The organism is Bacillus sp. 220_BSPC (assembly GCF_001054655.1).
Classification (GTDB): domain Bacteria; phylum Bacillota; class Bacilli; order Bacillales; family DSM-1321; genus Peribacillus; species Peribacillus frigoritolerans.
Map to the genome: position 1 here is coordinate 1 of NZ_JVPL01000060.1, position 24147 is coordinate 24147.

General features: G+C 39.9%; 18 protein-coding genes and 1 riboswitch. Of the genes, 15 read left to right on the forward strand and 3 right to left on the reverse strand.

Annotated features, from left to right (window positions below; translation table 11 throughout):
- Positions 1-116: 116 nt before the first annotated feature.
- The gene (locus ADA55_RS03610) at positions 117-1139 is read right to left on the reverse strand and encodes a hypothetical protein (RefSeq protein WP_048679155.1); all 1023 of its coding nucleotides are present in this window, start codon (positions 1137-1139) and stop codon (positions 117-119) included.
- Between the two features lie 701 nt (positions 1140-1840).
- On the opposite strand from ADA55_RS03610, the gene ADA55_RS03615 reads away from it, so the two are divergent.
- The 5 genes from ADA55_RS03615 (at position 1841) to ADA55_RS03635 (ending at position 6740) form a co-directional block, all read left to right on the forward strand.
- Positions 1841-3121: an MFS transporter gene (locus ADA55_RS03615; RefSeq protein WP_048679157.1), complete on the forward strand. Its 1281-nt coding sequence runs from the start codon at positions 1841-1843 to the stop codon at positions 3119-3121.
- Positions 3122-3471: 350 nt separating this feature from the next.
- A complete protein-coding gene (locus tag ADA55_RS03620) occupies positions 3472-4260 on the forward strand; it encodes an SDR family NAD(P)-dependent oxidoreductase (RefSeq protein WP_226990395.1) in 789 nt (262 codons plus the stop codon).
- Positions 4261-4436: 176 nt separating this feature from the next.
- On the forward strand, positions 4437-5231 hold the full coding sequence (locus ADA55_RS03625; protein WP_048679161.1) for an alpha/beta fold hydrolase: 795 nt from the start codon (positions 4437-4439) through the stop codon (positions 5229-5231).
- Between the two features lie 44 nt (positions 5232-5275).
- Positions 5276-5524: a ferredoxin gene (locus ADA55_RS03630; protein WP_048679242.1), complete on the forward strand. Its 249-nt coding sequence runs from the start codon at positions 5276-5278 to the stop codon at positions 5522-5524.
- A 223-nt stretch (positions 5525-5747) separates the two neighbouring features.
- On the forward strand, positions 5748-6740 hold the full coding sequence (locus ADA55_RS03635; protein ID WP_048679165.1) for an NAD(P)/FAD-dependent oxidoreductase: 993 nt from the start codon (positions 5748-5750) through the stop codon (positions 6738-6740).
- Positions 6741-7256: 516 nt separating this feature from the next.
- Here ADA55_RS03635 and ADA55_RS03640 read toward each other — a convergent pair.
- Positions 7257-8168: a LysR family transcriptional regulator gene (locus ADA55_RS03640; RefSeq protein ID WP_048679168.1), complete on the reverse strand. Its 912-nt coding sequence runs from the start codon at positions 8166-8168 to the stop codon at positions 7257-7259.
- Positions 8169-8590: 422 nt separating this feature from the next.
- On the opposite strand from ADA55_RS03640, the gene ADA55_RS03645 reads away from it, so the two are divergent.
- The 4 genes from ADA55_RS03645 (at position 8591) to ggt (ending at position 14437) form a co-directional block, all read left to right on the forward strand.
- On the forward strand, positions 8591-9565 hold the full coding sequence (locus ADA55_RS03645) for a TAXI family TRAP transporter solute-binding subunit (protein ID WP_048679174.1): 975 nt from the start codon (positions 8591-8593) through the stop codon (positions 9563-9565).
- A gap of 84 nt (positions 9566-9649) precedes the next feature.
- Positions 9650-10156, forward strand: a complete 507-nt coding sequence (locus ADA55_RS03650) for a DUF1850 domain-containing protein (protein WP_048679176.1) — start codon at positions 9650-9652, stop codon at positions 10154-10156.
- Complete coding sequence (locus ADA55_RS03655; protein WP_048679179.1) at positions 10149-12143, forward strand: TRAP transporter permease; 1995 nt, start codon at positions 10149-10151, stop codon at positions 12141-12143. Before ADA55_RS03650 ends, ADA55_RS03655 begins: the two co-directional genes overlap by 8 nt.
- Before the next feature lie 218 nt (positions 12144-12361).
- Positions 12362-14437, forward strand: a complete 2076-nt coding sequence (gene ggt, locus ADA55_RS03660; RefSeq protein ID WP_048679182.1) for a gamma-glutamyltransferase — start codon at positions 12362-12364, stop codon at positions 14435-14437.
- A gap of 95 nt (positions 14438-14532) precedes the next feature.
- On the opposite strand, the gene ADA55_RS03665 is transcribed toward ggt, so the two are convergent.
- Positions 14533-15030 (reverse strand): SRPBCC domain-containing protein, encoded by a 498-nt coding sequence (locus tag ADA55_RS03665; protein ID WP_048679185.1) that lies wholly within the window; start codon positions 15028-15030, stop codon positions 14533-14535.
- A gap of 782 nt (positions 15031-15812) precedes the next feature.
- On the opposite strand from ADA55_RS03665, the gene ADA55_RS03675 reads away from it, so the two are divergent.
- The 6 genes from ADA55_RS03675 to ADA55_RS03695 all read left to right on the forward strand — a co-directional run bounded on the left by ADA55_RS03675 (position 15813) and on the right by ADA55_RS03695 (position 23962).
- Positions 15813-16217: a VOC family protein gene (locus ADA55_RS03675; RefSeq protein ID WP_048679189.1), complete on the forward strand. Its 405-nt coding sequence runs from the start codon at positions 15813-15815 to the stop codon at positions 16215-16217.
- 558 nt (positions 16218-16775) lie between these two features.
- Positions 16776-19391, forward strand: coding sequence for a phosphoenolpyruvate synthase (ppsA, locus tag ADA55_RS03680; RefSeq protein ID WP_048679192.1), 2616 nt, complete (start codon positions 16776-16778; stop codon positions 19389-19391).
- 472 nt (positions 19392-19863) lie between these two features.
- A complete protein-coding gene (hutG, locus tag ADA55_RS03685) occupies positions 19864-20820 on the forward strand; it encodes a formimidoylglutamase (RefSeq protein WP_048679195.1) in 957 nt (318 codons plus the stop codon).
- A 316-nt stretch (positions 20821-21136) separates the two neighbouring features.
- Positions 21137-21292: a hypothetical protein gene (locus ADA55_RS29135; RefSeq protein WP_153246094.1), complete on the forward strand. Its 156-nt coding sequence runs from the start codon at positions 21137-21139 to the stop codon at positions 21290-21292.
- Between the two features lie 59 nt (positions 21293-21351).
- On the forward strand, positions 21352-22023 hold the full coding sequence (locus ADA55_RS03690; RefSeq protein ID WP_048679198.1) for an SOS response-associated peptidase: 672 nt from the start codon (positions 21352-21354) through the stop codon (positions 22021-22023).
- A 334-nt stretch (positions 22024-22357) separates the two neighbouring features.
- Positions 22358-22465, forward strand: a riboswitch (SAM riboswitch).
- 189 nt (positions 22466-22654) lie between these two features.
- Complete coding sequence (locus ADA55_RS03695) at positions 22655-23962, forward strand: Na+/H+ antiporter NhaC family protein (RefSeq protein WP_048679199.1); 1308 nt, start codon at positions 22655-22657, stop codon at positions 23960-23962.
- Positions 23963-24147: the final 185 nt, after the last annotated feature.

Sequence of the window (24147 nt, forward strand, 5' to 3'; positions counted from 1 at the left end):
GGGTTCAGAATTTTTTAATTCCGAACCCCTTTTGTCTACAAACTGAAAGGTGAACCATTAGGGGTTCACCTTTTCCTATATCGTAATACTTTATCGCAAGATTGTTAGTCACCCACTTAAATACACACAAAGTGTGATTGATTTATATTTCTTGGCACCCCGATGTCAGCCATTGTAAGTAAACCTGGTTTACGGAGGGCATCAATTTGCTTAGCGGTATTGATGATCATTGCTGCGGTTGCAGTATCTCCAAAAATGCCGTTTGGAACAATCAACCTTTGGGTTTCGTTCCCCTCAATAACGATTTCATCTTCCTGTTTAATACCTGCAGACATCGTTAAATCCAAGGAAATTTCCTTTCCGTCCACAGTCTTGCCTGTGGAAATTTGATGAAGCCCCATAACATCCCCTCGTTTTAAGGTAGTTAGCGGAACGGTCATATTTTCGCTTGCAATCGTTGGTTCAATTGTATTGATAACATTTGAAAGTTTCCAATTCAGCCCGTAAGCGATTAACCTTACAGACTCCTCAAGACCTACATGCCCAATTTCATTCCGTTGGGCCAATAATTCAAACTCTTCTCTGGTCATCCCGATTCCGACCTTTTTTTGTAAAGGGAGGCGCCTTTTCGAAACATCAACTTTACGAATGACCTTAATTTGGTTAACAGTGGTCAATACTGTTGTAAAAGAAATGGCCATAGTATCCATGATGTACCCTGGATTGATTCCGGTCCCGATGACACTAAGTCCTTTTGCTTTAGCATAATCATCTATTTCCTTTGAAAGTAAAGGGTAGCGATGCCAAGGGAAGGAAAGCTGTTCACAGGTGGATACAACTGAAAAGCCGTGATATAGCAGCTCTTTGATTTGGGGCCATACTTGTTGTGCATTGGAACCGGTTGCATGGAGGGCGATAGGGTGGTCAGCTTCAGTATTTACTTCCTGGATATGGGGAACTACACACTTGTTCGTTTCCTTTTCATTGATCAGGAAGCCAATATCCTTCCCTACCTTATCGGGATCAATATCGACAACACCGATAATCGATTGAGGATTCGTTTGATAAGCACTGCGTACAATTTCAATTCCGATGGGACCGAGCCCGAATACTGCGAATTCAGAATATTGGATAGTCATTCATCTCTCATCCTTTCAAATAATTTATAACAAAATGCTAACATTGAGTGATAAATAATAAAAATAGTTAATTTTTATATATTTATAAAGAATCGTTATAAAAGGAAAGACGGCAACCGAATGAGCGGAAGAACATTCTTCAATTTTGAGTTTCCCTATCTAAGGAATCGTTGGTTGGCGGTTCAGGAACTGTATGCCTTTTTCACCTCAAGTTGCAGCATAAGTTGTGGTGATGGACTGAAAACCGCCATACTATTCCCGGTTAAAACTCTTTACTTGAACGGAACTAGACTTAGCAGTGCTTCAGTCCCATGAAGGACATTTTATTGTTGCAGGTAATGAAGTTTCAAATAATTATGGAGTTGCATTACCTTAATTACGAGGATTTGCAGAAACGTTATCCGGTTTTTGTGATAGGTGGGCAAGGTATTGTTTCGGGTTGTTTTCATCGAAACAATACCTTATTTAGTTTTTTATATAAAACTAGTTTTTCTGTTGGAAAAATATTATTCTGAATATTATTGACTATTACGAAAATTCAATATAACATTAAATATCGGTAACAATGTTTTTTATATGAAACAAGAGTTGCTGCTATTTTTTGAAAGGGGGAGTTGGTGAAGTTTGATAGCATGATAGCCATTTTGTATCGAAAATCATGAAAGCGCATTCAAATGAGCCTATGATAAGGGGGAAATAACATGTTACAAGGTCAAAAAAGATGGTTGTACATAGCGATTCCTATTTTTTTCTTCTGGTTTTTCGGTCAGATTGATAAAGTAGGTATCTCTGTTATCCAAACCGATCCGGGATTTTTAAGTGATCTTGGTCTGACTGGCCCGGATAAAAATGCGAAAATTGGCTTGATCTCCTTTATATTCATGATTTCATACTCCTGTTCCAACATTTTTTGGGGTGTTATTATCGACAAGTTAGGGGCGCGGAAAACAGCAGTTTTAGGTTTACTGGTATGGACAGCGACAATGGTCATGGGAGGACTGTCCACTACATACGAAATGTTTTTAATTAGTAGGGTCATCCTCGGAATCGGGGAAGGCATGATGATCCCGATATCGGGTAAATTCATTTCGAATTGGTTTAATAAACGAGAGCTTGGCAGGGCGCAGTCATTCTGGATTACTGGAAACTACCTTGGCCCGGCAGTGGGTACCGTTATGCTCATCCTCATTATTTCAACATTTCATTGGCAGGCCGCGTTCTTTGCTCTCGCCGCATTTAACTTGTTTATAAATATTCCAATGTTCCTTTATTTGACTCGTAATACGCCAGAAGAGCATCCACGCATGAGTAAAGAGGAAGTCTCCTATATTCGCCAAAAGGACGAAGCGCATGATGTGCAGTTGAAGCAATTCTTCGCAAAGGATTATCGTTATTGGATTGTCTGGTTTGGCAATTTGATGTCGTCCTTTCTTTTCTTTGGAATCAGTATTTGGCTTCCTACCTATCTCGTGGAGGCCAAAGGCTTTGAAAGAGATGCAATGACTGGGATTACCTCATTATCATGGCTATTCGCGCTAGGATTTGTCCTGGCTGGCGGATTTCTGGCGGACAAAACGAAACGCCCGAGCTTGCTTGCGACGATTCTTTTCATACTAACAGCTGTATTTTTGACAATCGCGGTCCTTGCACCTAGTCCTATTATGGCCGGGGTTTCAATGGGGCTCGCCATGGGAACTCAGGGAGGAATGTTTCATCTGACCAATTTCTTCATCATCAAATTTTCAACACCTGAAACAGCGGGACGTGCTGCCGGTTTAATGGGATTCACGAATATTATGGGTGGATTTTCAAGTTATATCATGGGGTGGAGCCGCGATATGTCTGGCGGTGATTTTGGTCCCTCCATTGCCATGCTGATTGTAGCAGCCACTCTGGGGTTTGTCGCGTACTTATTTATGATTAAACAAGAAGTTGCCGAAAATCACCTAAGTAATACGACAGGAAACAAAGTAACTTTATAGAGAGCAAAAAAGGTACTTATCATACGTTTCTCAGTAAGAAGGGACGCTAGATTCTTACTGAGAACCACAATAAATCTTGAATAACTCATTGGCGTGTACACAGGAATAAGAATGACCACAGCTTGATATACAACAAGGCACGTATTCCCGAACGATGGTTTCAGTTTTTTTACAGCTTACATTGACAATGAAGCGATTACATTTTAGAATTGTTTATATAAAAAAACATAGTTTTATATATGAAACGTTTATTGGGGTTATGTCCTCGCTACAAGACCGTATACTTGAATTGAACCGATCTTTGGATAACCGTTCATCATGTTTGAGAGATATTAGAAGGGGTGGAGACAATGGGCATGGCCTTAAAAGATAAAGTCGTTTTGATTACAGGGGGAGCTTCTGGAATAGGAGAAGCTGTCACACGCCGTTTTATACAAGAAGGAGCAAAAGTAAGCATTATCGGCCGCTCTAAAGAGACATTAGCGAAAATGAAAGGAGAATTTGGTGAAAATATCCTTACTTATCAGGGAGATGTAAGCAAATACGAAGACAATGAACAAGCGGTCCAAGCTACTGTTGAGCAATTCGGAAAGTTAGATGTCTTCGTTGCGAATGCAGGCGTGTTCGATGGATTTGCCAAATTTGCCGATGTGACTCCCGAGGCGCTTTCCGAAGCGTATGATTTTCTATTCAATATTAACGTAAAAGGCTCTTTTTTCGGAGCTAAAGCTGCTCTTGAAGAACTGAAAAAAACAAATGGCAATATTATTTTTACCGTGTCCGGTGCAAGTTTTTATCCAGATGGCGGCGGTGTTTGGTATACAGCGAGCAAACACGCCCAAATTGGATTAATGCGCCAGCTTGCGTTCGAACTATCGCCTTCCATCCGGGTAAATGCCGTAGCCCCAGGGGGTACATTGACAGCACTCACGGTGATTCCACCGCTGTGTCCATTTGTGAAAATCGTCGATAATGATACGAAAGCAAGCAGCATTAAAAAACGGAATATTCTTCAACTTGCCCAGATGCCGGAAGATCACGTTGCGGCATATGTACTGTTAGCTTCTGACGAATCACGAGCAATCACCGGTGAAGTCATTTCCAGCGACGGCGGATTGTCAGTGCGGGGCCTTGGCTAAGCTGGCAAGGTATTTGAATACGTTAGCTAAATTGTAAGTCGGGAAAGAAAGCACTTTCTTTATAGGGTTTTCAAGCAAAATATAAAAATAGTAAATCATTCTCTAATTTAAGAAAGTTATATCAAGTTTGGGGGCTTTAAGAGTTAGAGACTTACCTTTAGAAGGGGACTGATCGTATGCCATTCGTAAAAGTAGAAGATTTAAGTATTCATTATGAAATAGAAGGTAATGGAGTACCTTTAGTATTATTACATGGTATGAGCAATAATTCACAGTCATGGAAGGAACAAATCCAGGAATTAAAGGAGCATTATACAGTAATCGCATGGGATGCTCCGGGTTATGGGAAAAGTTCAGATCCATCAGAAGAATATAGAAATTTTAAAGAGTTCGCACGTATTCTGAACGGTATGCTAGATCAGCTAAAGCTGGAAAAAATCGATCTGCTCGGCCATTCAATGGGAGCGGCAATTGCGATAGAGTACTGCAGCCTGTACCCTAATAAGGTTAATAAACTTATATTAGCAGATTCGACAAGGGGGGCAGCTGCTCTATCCCCAGAAGAGAACGAGACGAAATTGAAAAATCGATTATTTTCAATTGAAAACCTTTCTACTAAGGAGATAGCGGAAAAGAGGATACAAGCACTGCTATCTCCCCATGCTTCAGAAAATGTCCATACACGAGTCAAAGAGATTATGACACAGATAAGACCGGCAGGATATCGTTCGGTAGCATATTCACTTTATCATCTAAATCAAATGAGTATGTTATCTCATATAGTTGTTCCTGTTCTTGTGATTTGTGGTGAGTTGGATACTGTAACTCCCATTAAGGAATCAGAAGCCATTCATGAAAAGCTAATGAACTCCCGGCTAGTGATTATTCCAGATGGCGGTCATTTGTGTTACCAGGAAAATCCAAGGAAGTTTAATTCGAGCATTTTGGAATTTTTGAACGGGAATGAGTAAGGAAAAAACAGGACTGAGATTTAAGAGGGGAATGAATGGGAAAAGTGGCTAATTATACAATCGTGGATAAAGAAACGTGTATTGCTTGCGGGGCTTGTGGTGCTTCAGCTCCGGATATTTATGATTACGATGAGGAAGGGATTGCGTTCGTTTTATTGGATAATAATGTTGGGGCAGCGATTATACCTGAAGAACTCGAGGAAGATATGATAGATGCTTCAGAAGGATGTCCAACCGATTCTATAAAAGTGGCTCAAGCATCCTTTGATGGTAACCCTAATAAATTTGAATAATAATTTTAGGTGCGTTTGTGACTAGTAGCTATATAGATTTTTAATGTGGTGACATATCCAGATTGTCTTTGAAAGGGTGGATATTCAATTGCTTTTATCCATCATTTCTGAATCAAAGAAAAAAGGAAGGGCTACTTGTGAAAACATTACAAGTCGATCTCTTACAACCTGTAGATCATGTTCAGTATGAACAACCAACCTAGAAGAACAAGGAGTGATTGCATTGACAGAAGAAAAGAAGGTCTATGACATAACTATTATTGGCGGCGGCCCAGTTGGCTTGTTTACTGCGTTCTATGGCGGAATGAGGCAAGCGAAGGTGAAAATCCTCGAAAGTCTGCCTCAATTGGGTGGACAGCTTTCGGCTCTTTACCCCGAAAAATTCATTTATGATATAGCTGGTTTTCCAAAAGTAAGGGCGCAGGAATTGATAGAGAATTTAAAAGAACAAATGAAAGTATTCGAACCAACCATTTGTCTTGAAGAGGCAGTTGAACAAATGGAAAAGCAAGCAGACGGAACATTTAAGATCACCACAAACCTCGATACTCATTTCTCTAAATCAGTGATCATTACTGCTGGAAATGGGGCCTTTCAGCCTCGTAAACTAGAATTGGAAGATTCAACACAGTTCGAGGATAAGAATTTGCATTATTTCGTGAATGATATGAACCGATTTAAAGGAAGAAAAGTGGCGATTCTAGGCGGTGGGGATTCTGCTGTTGATTGGGCCCTTATGTTAGAGCCGATTGCTGAAAAGGTAACATTGATACACAGAAGAGATAAATTCCGTGCCCATGAGCATAGTGTAGAAAAATTAGTGAATTCCTCTGTTGAGGTCAAAACACCTTATATTCCCTCCGAATTGGTAGGAACAGATTACATTACGCAAATAGTTTTAGAACACACTAAGACTCAACAAAAAGAAGTGGTTGACGTAGATGATTTAATTATTAATTACGGCTTTGTCTCTTCTCTTGGAGCGATTAAAGAATGGGGTCTAAACATCAATAAAAATGCAATTATCGTTAATTCAAAACAAGAAACAAATATTTCAGGCATTTACGCAGCCGGGGATATTTGTACGTATGATGGAAAGGTTAAATTAATTGCTTCCGGATTCGGTGAAGGTCCTACGGCAGTTAGTAATGCCAAAGCCTATATTGATCCTTTGGCGAAAGTTCAGCCGCTGCATAGTACTTCATTATTTGGATGACCTCTTTCTAACAACAAGACTTTTCTGAAGACTAAAGTACATAGGCTGGGTTCCTGAGATAAAAGTGATGGATAGGGGGTCTCGATTTTCCAGGTTATAATCGAAAAAAAGTTAAGTTTGATATATTCGAGGCTTTACATGTTTTGTTACTTAACAAGGGAACAGGTTAATATGACTGTTAAAATTAAAAGTCGAATTCCTCCACAGTTAGGAATTCGACTTTTTAGATTGGTTTAAGTAACGCCCCTATAGCGATTTTTCATAATGTTAATCTTTATTAAAGTTACAGGAAATACGGATCAAATAAGCACAAGGGTCCTTTGATAAGGTTTTCATAAGTTATATAGGGGTGAACCGCCCCATCGCCAATAAGAAGTTTAAAAGGTGAAATGATCGAATATTTAACAGCCCCGTTTCTCAGTGTCATAAAAGAGAAATGGGGCTTTTTAACACCGATAAGTATCATTCATTTTACTATAATTGCCTCGCTTCGCAGCAATATCCCAACCAAGAACTTTATATATTGTTAAAATCATCATCATTCTCTAACGTTTCCAAAATATGCTTAGTCAGAATTGAGGCATCCGTGTTTTTCCAAACTGCCGATATCGAACTGGTTAATTCCGAGTTATCGATGTTCAAGGCTTTTACTTGGCTTTTTCCCAACAAACTAACCATATCTTCCGGCATGAGGGCTACGCCTAAGTTATTGGATATTAGATTGGCAATCGTCAGTAATTCAGAGCCTTTACATAATTCTTTAGGTGAAAATCCAGCCGTCAGACAAGCCTTTTCCAAAAGGAATTGAAGGGAGTGTGCTTGAACGGCATCATAATGGATAAAAGGTTCGTCTTTTGCTTCGTATAAATGTATAGCGTCTTTATGGGCTAGTGTATGATTCGTGGAGACGACTAATTGTAAAGGGAACCTCATGAATTCAATCATGCTTAATCCTTCATTGGCGATGATGTTACTGTGAATGGGCGTTCGGATGAAACCGATGTGATAATTTTGTTGGTTTACGAGTTTTACTGCTCTTGAAGATGTTGTTTCATGCACGTAAAACTCTGTTTCCGGGTATTGCCCCACGATCTCTTTCAATAACTTCGGGATATATATACTAGCTGCAGAGGGTACGGTAGCAATCTTCAGTTTAGGCTTGGGGATGGTTTTGTTTTCAACTATGTAATTCACTGTTTTCTCGATATCTTCAAAGGAGGGCGCAAGCTTTTTATAGATGTATTCTCCTTCTTCCGTTAATGTAATTTTTCTTGTCGTTCGATTCAATAATTTAAAGCCTAATTGTTTTTCGAGGGATGAAATCTGTTGGCTAAGTCCGGGCTGGGATATATGCAGGGTTTTGGAAGCCTCGCTGAAACTAAGATGGTTAGAAACCTCTATGAAATAGCGAAGGGATAGGTAATTCAAACAATCACCCACTTCAATTGGATTTGAAAATGGAAAGGGTTGACTTTTAATTCCCTCTCAAACAAAAGCTGGATATAACGATTTATGGTTAAAAGGGCTAGGATGATTTTATAACATCTACTTATAAGTTTATAACAATAATATATTTCTAAAATGGAAGAGTCAATATTATCCTTAAAGAAAGGAAGAATAGGTAATAAACGGTAAAATATTACTATTGGATAGCAGATATCCCTTGTTTTTAATAGGTTTTTGTACACATTTAAGCTTGGTGATTTAATTTCTATAAAACTTATTAATGTATTACTAGTTCTTATGGGTGATGTGTCTAATTTTGTAAAAAAAGGGAAAGTGAGTCGGTCGGTAGAATAATAACATAATCATCTTTTGCAGATGATGAATATACATGAGGGGGGATTTTTATGAAAAAATTTCATAAGTGCTTTTTATTGGTCATGATTTTGACGGTCACCGGTATTATCACGGCTTGTAAAGACAGTAATGAAGGTGCCTCAGGAAGCGGTAACCAAAACTTGAGCCTGTTGACTGGTGGAACGGGAGGTACATACTATCCGCTTGGAGGACAAATTGGAAAAATCATTTCCGATAAAACAAAAGCAAACATAACACCTCAGACATCTGGCGCCTCCGCTGAAAATATGGAAACGTTAAGGGTTGGAGAGGCTGAAATCGCATTTTCGCAAACGGATATCGCCGCGTATGCAATTGAAGGAACAGAAATGTTCGACGGGAAGCCCATTGACAATATAATGGCGATCAGCTCTTTATATCCTGAAACTGTTCAAATTGTAACGACTGCAAAAAGCGGAATTAAATCAATCGAGGATTTAAAGGGAAAAAAGGTATCGGTAGGTGCTCCGGGTTCTGGTGCTTACATTAATGCCATGCAAATCTTGGAGATTCATGGGTTGTCTGAAAAGGATATTAAAGGGCAGAATCTATCTTTTGATGAGTCGACCGAAGGAATCCAAGCAGGCAATATTGATGCAGCTTTCATCACGGCAGGCACGCCTACTGGTGCAGTTGAGGCGCTATCCGTCCAAAATGATATTTTGGTTCTGCCTATTGCAGATGACAAAATTCAAGCATTGGTTAAAAAGTATCCATACTATGCTGAAGATACCATTCCAAGTGGTACGTACAAAATCAAATCCGAGGTGAAGACAGTTGCTGTTAAAGCGATGTTAGTGGTTACAAAGGATCTTGATGAAGATTTAGTTTATGAAATGACTAAAGCTGTATATGAAAACACAGATCAAATCACACATGCAAAAGGCAAGTTCCTTACAGCAAAGACTGCACTTGAAGGATTAGGGGATATGGAAGTGCATCCTGGAGCAGCAAAATACTTTAAAGAAAAAGGTGTTTCCAAGTAAGGCAATTGGGTCGGTAGCTCGCTTTATGTGGCCTATCGGCTTCATTTTTTTCTAAATGGGACACTGGTTGTGAAAGGGGTACCTATGATATTCAAGAAATTCATGGCTTTTGGTATACCTCTGCTCATCGCTTTTTTATTCTTTTTTCCTTATAAGCATGTAATAGCCTTTTCCTTCGAGGATCAAGGGGAATTAGTGGCATACTTTCCTTTGAAAAAAGAAAAAGAATTCAAGATTAAATATACACACTCCATCCACCTCACAGATGTTGTGGAATCATACCGGTTATCGGGTAAGCAAATCGAACAAACCGAACTTGCCTATGATGATTTTGCGGTCGGTATGCCTTCCAATGCAGAGGGTGAGGAAGTGTTTGAAGTAAAAGACGATACCTACTTCATAAAAAATATGCAACGCACTTTCACCTATATAGATTTACGGGTAGGACAAGTTAAAGCCAATCATCGATTAATATATGATGAAAAAACATACACATTGGCAGACTTCATGAAACCAGGGACATGGGTCAGGATTTCATCGGAAAGGATTTCATTGTGGGAACAGTTGAAGGGAGTGAAGATTAGTGGCTGATAATGAAAAAATCAAATATTTAACCGAAGCAGAGCAGCAGGAGTTATTGGAAAAATATGATCCAGAAGCCGGGACAAGGAAATTAACTGGTGTCTTGGGCCACATTGCGTTTTTTGGACTCCTGGCTTTTTCGCTATTCCAATTATATACTGCCATATTTGGTGTTTTTACAGCACAAATCCAACGGACGATACATTTAGGGTTTGCACTCTCCTTAGTATTTTTACTATTTCCTGCAAACCGGAAGAAGCGTCAAAAAGGAAAGTTTCAAATTGCCTGGTACGATATCATATTAGCAATCCTTAGTATTGGGGTTGGTGCATATTGGCCCTTATTTTTCGAAGATATCGTCATGAATGTAGGGCGTTTAGGCGTATTGGATTTTGCTGTCGGTTTTATGGCCATTCTGCTGGTTTTGGAAGCAACCAGGCGTGCAGTTGGTCTTCCTATCATGGTCATTGCTATATTATTCATTTTCTATGGGATTTTTGGACAGTATATGCCAGGATTCCTTGCTCATCGCGGTTTGACTCTGGAGCGTCTGGTGCAAACGATGTTCTTCTCGACAGAGGGCATTTTGGGTACTCCGTTAGCGGTGTCATCGACATTCATCTTCCTATTTTTACTGTTTGGATCATTTCTGGTCCGAACAGGCGTCGGTCAATACTTTAATGATCTCTCTACCGCCATTGCCGGCAGAAGGATAGGGGGACCTGCAAAGGTTGCGATTTTTTCAAGTGCTCTTCAAGGAACGATTAGCGGGAGCTCTGTGGCTAATGTTGTCACATCAGGAGCATTTACGATACCGATGATGAAAAATCTTGGATATAAGAGGGAATTTGCTGGGGCAGTGGAGGCGGCTGCTTCAACAGGCGGGCAATTGATGCCTCCGGTAATGGGGGCAGCGGCATTCTTAATGGTTGAGTTCATTGGGAATGGAATTACGTATTGGGATATAGCAAAGGCGGCTGCGATTCCAGCTATCCTTTATTTTTCAGGAATTTGGATCATGACCCATTTTGAAGCGAAACGACTTGGGCTGCGAGGGTTAACTCAAGAAGAGATGCCAAGTAAAAAGGAAGTGTTCGGCAAGCTTTATTTACTAATACCGATCCTTGCCATTATTCTATTGCTCATGATGAATATCACGGTTACACATGCAGCACTATACTCCATTGCCATCTCGGTTCTTGTAGGTTTCATTAACAAGGATGTCCGCATGAAATTCATCGATATCATTTATGCATTGGTGGATGGAGCCCGGACAGCACTTGCGGTTGCAGCGGCAACCGCAGCAGCGGGCATTATTGTCGGTATCGTCACGAAAACTGGGCTAGGACTTAAGCTGGCTAATGGCTTGATCGATTTATCTGGTGGATATTTGATTCCAACTCTGATGCTCACTATGGTAGCGGCACTTATATTAGGAATGGGTTCACCTACGACCGCCAATTATGTAATCACATCGACGATTGCAGCGCCTGCGATAATTTTGCTTGGTGTTCCCGATTTATCTGCACATTTATTCGTTTTCTATTTTGGCATTATAGCAGATATAACTCCTCCTGTTGCTTTAGCGGCATTTGCAGCGGCAGGGGTAGCGGGAGGCGAGCCGATAAAAACGGGGATTGAGTCATCGAAACTTGCCATCGCTGCATTCATCATTCCATATATTTTTGTTCTCTCCCCGCAAATGCTAATGATCGATACAACATGGATGGAGGTTGCGTGGGTAGTACTTACTGCAATGGCAGGTATGATTGCGATTGGGGCGGGTGTCATAGGTTACTGGATGAGGGGAATGAACTGGTTAGAAAGAGTCCTCGCCATAATCGTAGGTTTACTATTGATCTACCCTGAAACGGTATCGGACATCATTGGGATATCCGCTTTTATCGTGTTGCTGGCTTTACAATATCTTTGGAAAAATGACAATCACGACAGCTCCAAAATCTTGGAAAATGGTCAAAGCATAGAGAAAAATTGAGTTTGTGAATATCGATCCGGAAGTAAAGGGTAGAGCTTAACCATTCGGGGGGTGATTTTTTGAAGTGAAGCATCATTGAGAACGCAACGCCAAATGGGAATGTGCAGACTGCTTTTTATCGAGACAACCAGCATATTCCTACTAGAGAATTATACTCGTATATCCACTTGCCTTATGATAAAGCCCTAATTTGTTTTATTTTGAAAGGAGACTAATTCATGAAATTTTTAAAAAGTTTTATTTTAGTTACTTTCAGTTTCTTTTGTATGATCACACCAGCTTTTGCAAGTGTTCCTGGAGTGGATGGGTCAATGGGAAAGGGTTTTACAAATGGAATCGTCTCAGTTTCTCATCCGTTAGCAGCTGAAGCGGGTATAGAGATACTAAAACAAGGTGGAAATGCAGTCGATGCAGCAGCTGCCATTCAATTATCATTAAATGTAGTTGAGCCAATGATGTCTGGAATCGGCGGCGGTGGTTTTATCATGATTTATAATAAAAAGGAAAATAAAATAACGATGATCGAAAATCGCGAAATGGCACCTCAAAATGTTACGCCTGAACTTTTTTTAGATGAAAAGGGAAAACCTATTCCTTTTAGTAAGCGGCACACATCAGGGAAAGCGGTTGCAGTTCCTGGGACTCTGATGGGGGTGGAGACTTCTCTTGAGAAATATGGAACATTGAAATTATCACAAGTCACTGGCCCGGCCATTAAACAGGCTGAAGAAGGGGTGAAAGTCAATTGGGCAACAGCACAATATATCGATGAAAATGTAACAAAGCTTAAAAATAACCAAGCGGCTGCAAAAGTTTTTGTACCAGACGGAAAGCCATTGGAAGAGGGAGACATCCTCGTTCAGCCAGATCTGGCAAAGACTCTTAAGTTAATAAAAAAACAAGGTTCTAACGTTTTTTATAAAGGTGAAATCGGGGAAGCACTTACCCAAGAAGTTCAAAAGCGTGAAGGAACGATGACAACTGAGGATTTGGAAAACTATGAAGTGAAAGAAAGAGAGCCGATTAAATCGGAATATAGGGGATTTGAAGTGGTAGGGGCAGCTTCACCAAGCTCAGGCAGTTTGACTGTTCTGCAAATCCTGGAGCTTATGGAAGGATACGATGTGCAAAAGATGGGGGCCAACTCGCCTGAGTATCTTCATCATCTAACCGAAGCCATGCATCTGGCTTTTGCCGATCGCGCTGCCTATATGGCGGATGAAGATTTTTATGATGTACCAACAGAAGGACTATTAGATGAAGATTATATTAAAGAAAGAAGAAAACTCATCAATCCAAATAGATCAACAGCTGATGTCAAAGCAGGCGATCCATGGAAGTATGAGGGCAAAGAACCCACTGCAATGAAGATGGTAAAAGAAGAGAAAACCCCAATCGGACAAACGACTCACTTTTCTGTAATGGATAAGTGGGGAAATATGGTTGCTTATACGACTACAATCGAGCAAGTATTCGGATCAGGTATCATGGTACCTGATTATGGATTCATGCTAAATAATGAAATGACGGATTTTGATGCCACACCAGGTGGAGTTAACCAGGTGGAACCGGGAAAAAGACCGAGAAGCAGTATGTCCCCGACCTTCGTATTAAAAGATGGGAACCCCTTCATGGCCATTGGTTCACCAGGAGGAGCGACGATAATCGCATCGGTATCTGAAACGATCATGAACGTGCTTGATCATAAAATGCTCATTCAAGATGCCATATATGCGCCACGTATTTATTCTGCTGGTTATCCGACAGTAAGATGGGAACCGGGAATTGAACAAAATACAAGACTGGAGTTAATGGCTAAAGGCCATGTTTATGAAGAGAAACCGCAACATATCGGAAATGTGCAAGCTGTTATTTATGATTATGAAAAGGGGAAAATGTATGGAGGAGCCGATAATACGAGAGAAGGAACTGTTCAGGGTGTGTATAATGTTTCCCATAAATCGAAAAAGCCAAAAGAAATAAAAGAAGAAAAAAAGGGACCGTTTACATTAAAAGTGAATGGAGCCGTTTATCCTTATACAGCTGATCAAATGAAACTGATCGATGAAAAACCCTATATCCAATCAGATAAATTGCTACTAGGTTTGGGTGTAATCCAAACAGGGGATTTAGAAACATTTAAACCAGATAAAAAATCGTATCTACCCGTGTTAGGAGTAGCGAAATCATTAGGGTATAAAACAAAATGGAACGAAAAAGACAAAGAGGCCCTATTGGAAAAAGATCCGGCGGATATTGAAGATCCGGACGAAGATGGCAGTGTCACGAATTGATTGCCTTCCAAGTCTGCTCGGGAAATTGAATTCTAAATGAACCTAAACTGACAACCCCAGATTTCTCTATGTAAAGAGAGATCTGGGGTTGTTTTTTAGTTATATGAAATAGTAGAGAGGTAGTCAGTCAGTTGAACGAAGGTTCCTGAAAAGCCCTCCTGAACCATTTCCCGCGACTCCTCGTACGTTTTCATTTCCTCCTCGCTTGGGGATACAGGTGCCCCAATCATCGTAAGTGTTGTTTTACCTTCATGCTCGGTGAATGTAAAAGTATTGAGCGTTTCCAATGGCCAGTTGTCGTTAAAAGGAGCACGTACGATGTTCCCCATTTCATCAGAAAAGAAAGAGGTGTAAACGAGTTTATCTGGGGCATTTACTTCATGATAAACAAATTTGACCCACATTACATTACCATCAGGAGATGTCTGGCTGTAATGGAAGACACCTTCCTGGCGAAGCTCGAACTTAGAAATATCAAAAGCCCATCCTTTTGGGCCCCACCAGTTCTGCAGATGTTCTGATTCGGTAAAAGCCTTAAATACAAGCTCGCGAGGAGCATTGAAACTGCGGGTGATTTCGGTTTTTTGGAACATTTTATTCCTCCAATCATAATTTTTGTAGTTTCTTCAGATAAAGTTCCAAGCTGTCGAGTCTTTCTTCAAATATTTCACAATACTGTTCGAACCAAATGTTTAATGCTAAATGGCTCTGGGCGAAGCTTGTAAATTCGACGAATTGCTTCCGCATAAATTCCGCCGCTCCTGATTTATGAAGCCCACTTAGATGTTTGGATGCCAATGGGTGCCGAATTTGAAGTCGTTCCGCATATTCTCCCGCGGTGAAAGGGCCGTTTCTAATGAGGTCACCACCCCCACTCGAAGAGTAATTAATAATGTAGTATTCATCTTTACCCCACGTTTTATTAGAATTATAGTCCTTTGGGTGAGATATAAACAAACAGGAATATTCCCGTCAAGTAATATTGGAGAAAATATTTATCTCGAATTAACTTCATGTAGCAAGGGGAGGCAGTTTTCTTGTTTTGTTGTCCTACACGAGGCGGTACCAATAATATCCTTCCCCTAAAATGAAAAATGAGCGCTGATCCTTGTTCCGGGATAGAGCCACATTGTGGGAATTATTATAAGTTTTGTTGATGAAATCACTTTCTATTTTTGGAAACCGTTTACCATGCTGTACGTCGAGAATATAACAATGCTATTTTTGTGCATAATGATACAGGTTTAAGTTTTATTATAAAAAAGAATGATTTTTATTTGAAAACAGAACTAATGTTCTTGTATGCTTGTAACGATGATAATCTAGGTACCGGTTATTATTAAGGAATCCAAACTTGATTCAAAGGAGAATGAAAATGATTAAACCATATTTAATGTTTAACAGAGAATGTGAAGAGGCTTTCAAACTGTATGTTGAGGCATTTGGCGGGGAACTTATTGCTATGCAAAAATATAGTGAAATCCCATCAAGCCCAGACTTTCCTGTTGAAGAGAGTGATAAAGACCTTGTTCTTTACTCACAATTAAGATTAACAGAAGATGGAATTATAATGGGTTCTGATTCAAACCGTGAATTGAAGGATAGTGACAAAGTGGTTGTAAGTGTGGAGCTTAACTCGGAGGAACAAGCCAGAAAGGCATGGAACATATTAAAAGAAGAGGGATCTATACATATGGATCTTCATGAAACATTCTTTGCGAAACTTCATGGTTCGTTGAAGGATAAATTTGGTGTTTCATGGATGTTTACTGTCAATTAAAACTATTCTTGAATCTAAATCCAGAAGACAGCCTTCTTTGTAAAGTCGTTTAAGTACAATTATTTGGGAAGGTTAAAATTTTTAAAATCCTGATTAATACTCGGACGCTTTAATGGAGTAACCAAAAAAGCCCGATTTCTTATTAAGAAATCGGGCTTTTTACTATTGGGATTTCTGTAAGGTTGTAAATCCGTATTTCCCCTGACGCTGCAATAAATGATTGAATATCATTTTATGTGAGTACCTTGTAAAATGGTGTTTTTCTGCCATTGCATTTACTTCAATTGTGGTCATGGAAATACATTGAAAACAATGAGAAACTGTGATAAATTTATATAGATACACTAATTTAATATTTTTGTATAGTTTATACCCTATTATAATTATACAACGTAAATTCCTTCTCAGTCAATCCTTTTTTTTAAAAAGGATTGACTGAGAAGGAACATGGAACTTCAGTAGGAGCAAGAACGACTGGACAGCGTGAATGGTTGACCACATGAACAATTTTTGTCATATGATTGTCTTGGTATTGAGCGATAAATGGGAGGGAAAGAAATGAAACCATATGTACTGGAGTTTCGGGAGATCGACAAAACGAAACAAATGGTGGTCGGTGGCAAAGGGATGAATTTGGGCGAATGCTCGAGGATAGATGGAATTCTTGTACCAGAAGGATTTTGTGTTACCACTGAGGCATTTAAAAGAGTCATTGGGGAAAATGATGAGCTTCATCAATTACTCGATCAGCTTGCAGTACAAAAAGTGGACGAACGAAGAAGAATAAGTGAAATTAGCAGGAAGATTCGTGATCTGATTGAGGGAATTGAGATCGACAAGGGGATCGAAGAAGATATCGACCGATGTCTCTTAACTTTTGGCTTCGAGCATGCATATGCTGTTCGTTCTAGCGCTACAGCCGAAGATCTTCCATTTGCGTCCTTTGCAGGTCAACAGGATACCTATCTAAACATCAAAGGAAAAGATGCAATTTTACAACATATTAGTAAGTGCTGGGCTTCACTATTTACTGATCGTGCTGTGATTTACCGAATGCAAAACGGATTTGACCATCGCAAGGTTTATCTGTCTGTTGTTATTCAAAGGATGATTTTTCCACAAGCTTCCGGAATACTATTTACAGCTGATCCAGTTTCCTCAAACCGCAAGGTGCTTTCGATCGATGCTAGCTTTGGGCTGGGTGAGGCACTTGTCTCTGGCTTAGTGTCTGCGGACAATTATAAAGTTCAAGAAGGTAGGATTGTGGAGAAGAAGATTTCTACCAAAAAGTTGGCTATATATGCAGGAAAAGAAGGCGGAACGATGGAAAAGGAAATTGAGCCGGGGCAGCAGGTTTTATCGACCCTGTCAGATGAGCAAGTGTTGGAGCTTGAAAGGATCGGCAGAAAGCTTGAAGCGCATTTTGGCTGTCCGCAAGATATCGAATGGTGTTTGGCTGATGATACATTTTATATTGTCCAGAGCCGTCCAATCACTACTTTATACCCCATCCCTGAAGCGAATGATCAAGAGAATCACGTCTATGTATCTGTCGGTCATCAACAAATGATGACTGACGCCATGAAACCATTGGGATTATCTTTTTGGCTGTTAACGACTCCTGCACCCATGCGTAAAGCTGGCGGAAGGTTGTTTGTTGATGTCACACATATGGTGGCTTCACCTGAAAGCAGAAAAATGTTAGTAGAGGCCATGGGACAACACGACCCGCTTATGAAAGACGCACTCATTAACATAATAGAGCGAGGAGATTTCATAAAACCTTTACCAAATAATAAGCAAGAACAGAATTCCGGTAAAAGCAATAAAAGTGTGTCGTCTGCGGATTCTAGGGCACAAATTGAAAACGACCCGACAATCGTTTCTGATTTGATTAAACGTAGTCAAACATCGATAGAAGAATTAAAACAAAACATCCAAACGAAATCAGGATTGGAGTTATTTGATTTTATTCTGGAAGATATCCAGGTATTAAAGAAGATTTTATTTGACCCACAAAGTTCAGCTGTGTTTATGGCTGCTATAGATGCATCATCATGGATCAATGAAAAAATGAATAAGTGGTTAGGAGAAAAAAACGCGGCCGACACGCTTTCTCAATCTGTACCAAACAATATTACTTCAGAAATGGGTCTGGAGCTATTGGATGTTGCAGATGTGATACGTCCTTATCCAAAAGTAATTGATTATTTACAACAAGTAAAAGATGATAATTTTATGGATGAACTAGTTAAGTTTGATGGTGGTCAGGAAACCCAGGATGCTATCTATGATTATCTCGGCAAATACGGAATGCGATGTGCTGGAGAAATCGATATTACTAAAACTCGTTGGAGCGAAAAACCAACTACACTTGTCCCCGTGATTCTTAGTAATATCAAAAACTTTGAGCCTAATGCTAGCAATCTGAAATTTGAGCAAGGGCGACAGGAAGCTTTGAAAAAAGAACTAGAGATATTAGATCGATTGAAGCAATTACCGGATGGTGAACAAAAAGTCAAAGAAACAAAACGAATGATCAGCCTAATCCGGAATTTCATCGGTTATCGGGAATATCCAAAATACGGCATGGTTAACCGCTACTTCGTTTATAAGCAGGCTTTACTCAAGGAAGCCGAACAACTCGTACAAGCCAACGTTATTCATGCAAAAGAAGATATATATTATCTCACTTTAGAAGAACTTCACGAAGTCGTACGCAAAAATAAACTAGATTACCAGATGATCAGCAAACGAAAAGACGAGTACAGATTATATGAAAAACTTACTCCACCACGTGTTATCACGTCTGATGGTGAAATCATTGTAGGGGAGTATAAACGAGACAATTTCATGGCCGAAGCTATTGTAGGTCTACCGGTTTCTTCCGGAATTATAGAGGGCAGAGCACGCGTCATCTTAAACATGGAAGATGCAGATCTAGAAGATGGAGATATACTGGTTACAACCTTCACCGATCCTAGCTGGACACCATTATTTGTATCCATAAAAGGACTCGTCACCGAAGTTGGCGGGCTGATGACCCATGGAGCAGTCATCGCACGTGAATATGGCTTACCTGCCGTTGTCGGTGTGGTAAATGCCACCAAGCTGATAAAAGATGGGCAACGTATTCGAGTAAATGGAACAGAAGGTTATATAGAAATACTATAATTCATTAGATTTAAAGAAGAGCATTCGAATTAAGAGAATCATTGAAATCATGATGCTTTGCGGTTTATGGCAAAGCCCTTTGTCACTAGGTCATATAAGGGGGCAGTAACTGAAAATTGATACTAAAGTTTAGTAAGAACATCTTAAGGTTGAGCCTTCTGTTAAATGTTGATATTATATGATGCCAAAGCCCAATTTCTCGCTTACAACACCGAGAAATTGGGCTTTTTGTGGATTTTATTTATAGGCAAAATCGATTATCTCTTGCTAAATCTACTGGCTTGAGCAGCAATGTCAAACGGATACGAGAAAGATATTCTCCAACAGATATATCTGTCAATATCATAAATGCACGCTGAAAGCGGTTATACCTTCTATAGAAATATTAAATTTTTGTATTGGTAATTATACATTATCTCCATTATAATTTTTAAGAAAGATATTTCGGAATTTTTAAAATAAAGGAGAAATTATGTATACTCACCCGACTTTAAAATATTGGAATGGAAGAATTGATTCCCAAACTGACCTAGACAGCTTCAGATACCACCAAAGAGTGCGCTTGGCACCAATTTCGGAATTAGCCACCTCTTCCAATGCATCCCGAACTTTTGGACTCATTGGTTTTAAATGTGATGAAGGAGTCAAAAGGAATAAAGGCAGGGTTGGTGCTGCCGAGGGTCCTGATCATATTAGGCAGTCGTTGGCAAAATTACCCTGTCATTTACCTTCCCAAACCGAGCTGGTGGATGCTGGCGATGTAATATGTGAAAGTACAGATATGGAAGCCGCCCAATCTCAACTGGGATCAGCTGTTGCCCGGATTTTGGAGAGTAACGCGATTCCTATCATACTTGGGGGAGGTCACGAAACCTTGTATGGCCATTATCTTGGGATTAGGAAATCCATTGGACCAAAAGCTAGACTAGGGATTATTAATATTGATGCTCACTTTGATATGAGACCTTATGAAAATGAAACTTCATCTGGAACGATGTTTAAGCAGATTTTGGACGAAGATCAAAGTTGTGGCTATTTATGTGTCGGAATTCAGAAGCAGGGGAATACGAAGGCACTGTTTGAAACTGCAGAGAGGAGTAAGGTCGACTACATATTGGAAGAAGATTTGTCATTATACGAAATGGATGAAACGAAGCGGAGGATAAATGAATTCGCTAAGGAAAATGACTATATCATGCTTACATTATGTACGGATGTTATTGATTCAGCCTACGCACCTGGGGTAAGTGCACCATCGCCGTTTGGACTGGATCCGAAATTGGTCCGTGCCATTATTAGGCATATCGTATCGAATGAAAAGATCCTCTCATTTGATATCTCTGAAGTGAACCCTTCATTGGACGAAAATAATAAGACCGTTACATTGGCAGGGCATTTAATAAATGAGGTTTTGCTGCATTTTAAATAATGGACATGGGATGGCGGCAACTCCAATTCGGTCTTCCCAGAAAGAGCGTTTCTTTTCGTATCGACTGTTGGTGCTTTTCTTAATGTTATCTTCAGTATTGAAGCGAAAAACCTTTAAAGCGCCCAGACTGTCCATGAATCATTCATGGACAGTTTTTTGCGCCTCCTTCACAAGGATTCATGGTCCAAGGCATTGCTTCGTTCGACTAACCATTTAAAGGGAAGTAGATTTTCCATGACTCTGCTAAGTTCAATACTGATACTTGTGGGTTTTTGGTTTATAATAACAACCATCTAGCCTTTTGAGGAGGGATTCCATGAATGAATATAAAGTAACGGTCAGGAATGGCAGTACCTTAATTTTGTCGGAAATCATTAAAGCTGAAGATGAAAGAGAAGTCCTTGGCACTCTTTTGATTTCCAGCGAATTATTTAATCAACCATTTACTGATATCAGGATTTTAGAACGCTGATTTGTGACTGCCCGTTCCATTTGATACACTGTAATAAATCTTAATACGGTGGCGATATTATGTGTGGACGTTTCACCCTTTTCACTGACATAGAAGAAATAAAAGAACGGTTTGATATTCAAGGGTCATTTGATGAGGAATACCAATTCAGCTACAATATTGCTCCCTCCCAATCCGTGCTCTCCGTCATTAATGACGGGGTAAGGAATCGGCTTGGATATCTTCGGTGGGGACTCATTCCTTTCTGGGCAAAAGACGAAAAAGCGGGCTACAAAATGATCAATGCCAGAGCGGAAACCATTGCTGAGAAAGCAAGCTTCAGGAATGCGTATAAGAAGAAGAGATGCTTGATAATCGCTGACTCTTTTTATGAATGGAAGAAGACACCAGAAAGAAAAATACCGATGCGAATAAAACTGAAGAATCATGCACCATTTGGAATGGCCGGTCTCTGGGAATCCTGGAAATCTCCTGAAGGCATCAGCATCTATTCGTGCTCCGTTATAACAACTGTGCCTAATGAGCTAATGACCAGCATTCATGACCGCATGCCTGTCATCCTAAAACCAGAAGATGAAAAGGATTGGTTGAATCCTTCCACTAATGATCCTGCATATCTGCAACAGTATTTAAAGTCATTCGATTCGGAACAGATGGAAGCATTTGAAGTATCGACAGATGTAAACTCGACTAAAAATAATTCACCTAACCTAATCCAACAAATTTGCTGAGAGTTCATTAGATCTCTTAGAATGTAGACAACTTGATGAAAATCGAGTTTGTCTACATTTTTTTATGGTTTGTACAATTTGACGTTGCCTCCAGGCACTCGCTTTTTCCGCAGAAGTCTCGCACACCCGCTCCAATCAACTTAGATTCTCTTAATGAACAGTAAGGAGTACATGTGAAACACTTTAAAAATTACCCCTTGCGAAAATAGACAAAATGCTGTACTGTTATATTTGCTTTTCAAAACGACTTTCGATGTCACGAACTCAGGCAAGTTTCCAGCGTGGCACTTTTCTGGCAGGCATCGTAATTTTAGATAAATTATATAATGTAATCTTCTTATCAAGAGAGACGGAGGGACTGGCCCGAAGATGTCTCGGCAGCGGACTTAAATGGAGTGCTGTGCCAAATCCAGCAGGCTGATTTTCGCCTGAAAGATAAGGAGGGTGTTTTTTATAAATTAAAAGACCTCTTCTTGTTGTTAAATAGAAGGGGTCTTTTTTATGCCAGTTTTTTGCTACAGCTCCATGACTGGATAATCAGGTAGGTTCAAATTGGAGTTATTTGCGAAAACTGTTAAAAGAATAAGAGCTGTGACACATGTCGCGGGAAAAATAAAAAGAGGTGTACATCATGAGTGCAAACAATAAAGGGAATCCATGGGCATTGATCCCATTTGTCGTATTTTTAATTTTATTTATTGGATCCGGAATCATCACTAAAGATTTTTATTCATTTCCGGTGATTGTAGCGATATCCATTGCATCGGCAGCTGCATTGGCGATGAATCGGAAAGAGACATTCAATGAAAAGGTTGATATCTTCTGTAAAGGTGCCGGTGACGCCAATATTATGTTAATGGTAATCATTTTCCTTTTAGCCGGAGCTTTTTCCGAAGTTGCCAATGGTATGGGGGCAGTTGAATCAACAGTGAATCTTGCCTTAGCTGTTTTTCCCCAAAATCTATTAATGGTAGGAATTTTCATCATCGCTTGTTTTATTTCACTATCCATGGGGACAAGCATGGGAACGATTGTTGCCCTGGCACCTATCGGGGTTGGAATTAGTGAGCAAACAGATATTTCGCTTGCCCTTTCAATGGCGGCCGTTATTGGTGGTGCGATGTTTGGGGATAATCTTTCATTCATTTCAGATACGACAATCGCTGCAGTCCGAACTCAGGGAACGAAAATGAAGGATAAGTTTAAAGTGAATTTTTTCATCGTTTTACCTGCAGCCATCATCACATGTGCCATCCTAGGAATTTTAACGATGGGTGAACAAGCTGACATTTCCCAACAGTCTTATGATTGGGTGAAGATTCTTCCTTATCTTTGCGTATTGGTCACTGCATTGGCAGGAGTCAATGTGTTCTTGGTCCTTTCGATCGGAATCGTATTTGCCGGAATTATCGGGTTGGCGGATGGAAGTTATCAACCGTTGGGTGTCATCCAAAAAGTTGGAGAAGGAATGGCTGGAATGTATGAAATTTCCTTCCTTGCCATTTTAATTGCAGGTATGGTAGCTGTAATCAAACATAATGGTGGTATCGATTTTCTACTCCACCTTGTGACGCGAAATAGCAAATCGAAAAAAGGGGCGGAATTCAGCATTGCGGGGCTTGTTGGTTTGACGAACCTTTCAACGGCAAATAACACGATTTCAATTATCATTGCTGGGCCACTTGCCAAAAATATTGCTGAAAAATATGGGATTGATCCGCGGAAATCGGCGAGCGTCCTTGACATTTTTGCATGTTGTATCCAAGGGTTGATCCCATATGGAGCACAACTGCTTGTTGCAGCAGGGGTAGCAAAGATTTCACCGATAAGCATCTTGCCATATTCATATTACCCAATCCTGATTGGAATTTGTGGCGTCCTTGCCATCCTGATTGGTTTTCCACGGTTGCAGCCGGGAAATGATGGATCGAAGAACTAAAAGTTAAAACGAACCCCTAAAATTTCATTGAGTTTGTCTACAGTCTGAACACCCTGAATCATTGGATGCAGGGTGTTTTCTGTATGGTAAATACATAAACATAATAAAGTTTTCTCGCACTTATATAGTATCAATCATTTTTCAATTTTTCTGCTTAATTCCGGTCCAAATTAATGATGGTTGTG

Excerpts from the sequence above, each read along its gene's own strand:
- ADA55_RS03610 (WP_048679155.1), bottom strand. The coding sequence starts at position 1,139 with ATGACTATCCAATATTCTGAATTCGCAGTATTCGGGCTCGGTCCCATC.
- ADA55_RS03615 (WP_048679157.1), top strand. The coding sequence starts at position 1,841 with ATGTTACAAGGTCAAAAAAGATGGTTGTACATAGCGATTCCTATTTTT.
- ADA55_RS03620 (WP_226990395.1), top strand. The coding sequence starts at position 3,472 with ATGGGCATGGCCTTAAAAGATAAAGTCGTTTTGATTACAGGGGGAGCT.
- ADA55_RS03625 (WP_048679161.1), top strand. The coding sequence starts at position 4,437 with ATGCCATTCGTAAAAGTAGAAGATTTAAGTATTCATTATGAAATAGAA.
- ADA55_RS03645 (WP_048679174.1), top strand. The coding sequence starts at position 8,591 with ATGAAAAAATTTCATAAGTGCTTTTTATTGGTCATGATTTTGACGGTC.
- ADA55_RS03650 (WP_048679176.1), top strand. The coding sequence starts at position 9,650 with ATGATATTCAAGAAATTCATGGCTTTTGGTATACCTCTGCTCATCGCT.
- ggt (WP_048679182.1), top strand. The coding sequence starts at position 12,362 with ATGAAATTTTTAAAAAGTTTTATTTTAGTTACTTTCAGTTTCTTTTGT.
- ADA55_RS03665 (WP_048679185.1), bottom strand. The coding sequence starts at position 15,030 with ATGTTCCAAAAAACCGAAATCACCCGCAGTTTCAATGCTCCTCGCGAG.
- ADA55_RS03675 (WP_048679189.1), top strand. The coding sequence starts at position 15,813 with ATGATTAAACCATATTTAATGTTTAACAGAGAATGTGAAGAGGCTTTC.
- ppsA (WP_048679192.1), top strand. The coding sequence starts at position 16,776 with ATGAAACCATATGTACTGGAGTTTCGGGAGATCGACAAAACGAAACAA.
- hutG (WP_048679195.1), top strand. The coding sequence starts at position 19,864 with ATGTATACTCACCCGACTTTAAAATATTGGAATGGAAGAATTGATTCC.
- ADA55_RS29135 (WP_153246094.1), top strand. The coding sequence starts at position 21,137 with ATGAATGAATATAAAGTAACGGTCAGGAATGGCAGTACCTTAATTTTG.
- ADA55_RS03690 (WP_048679198.1), top strand. The coding sequence starts at position 21,352 with ATGTGTGGACGTTTCACCCTTTTCACTGACATAGAAGAAATAAAAGAA.
- ADA55_RS03695 (WP_048679199.1), top strand. The coding sequence starts at position 22,655 with ATGAGTGCAAACAATAAAGGGAATCCATGGGCATTGATCCCATTTGTC.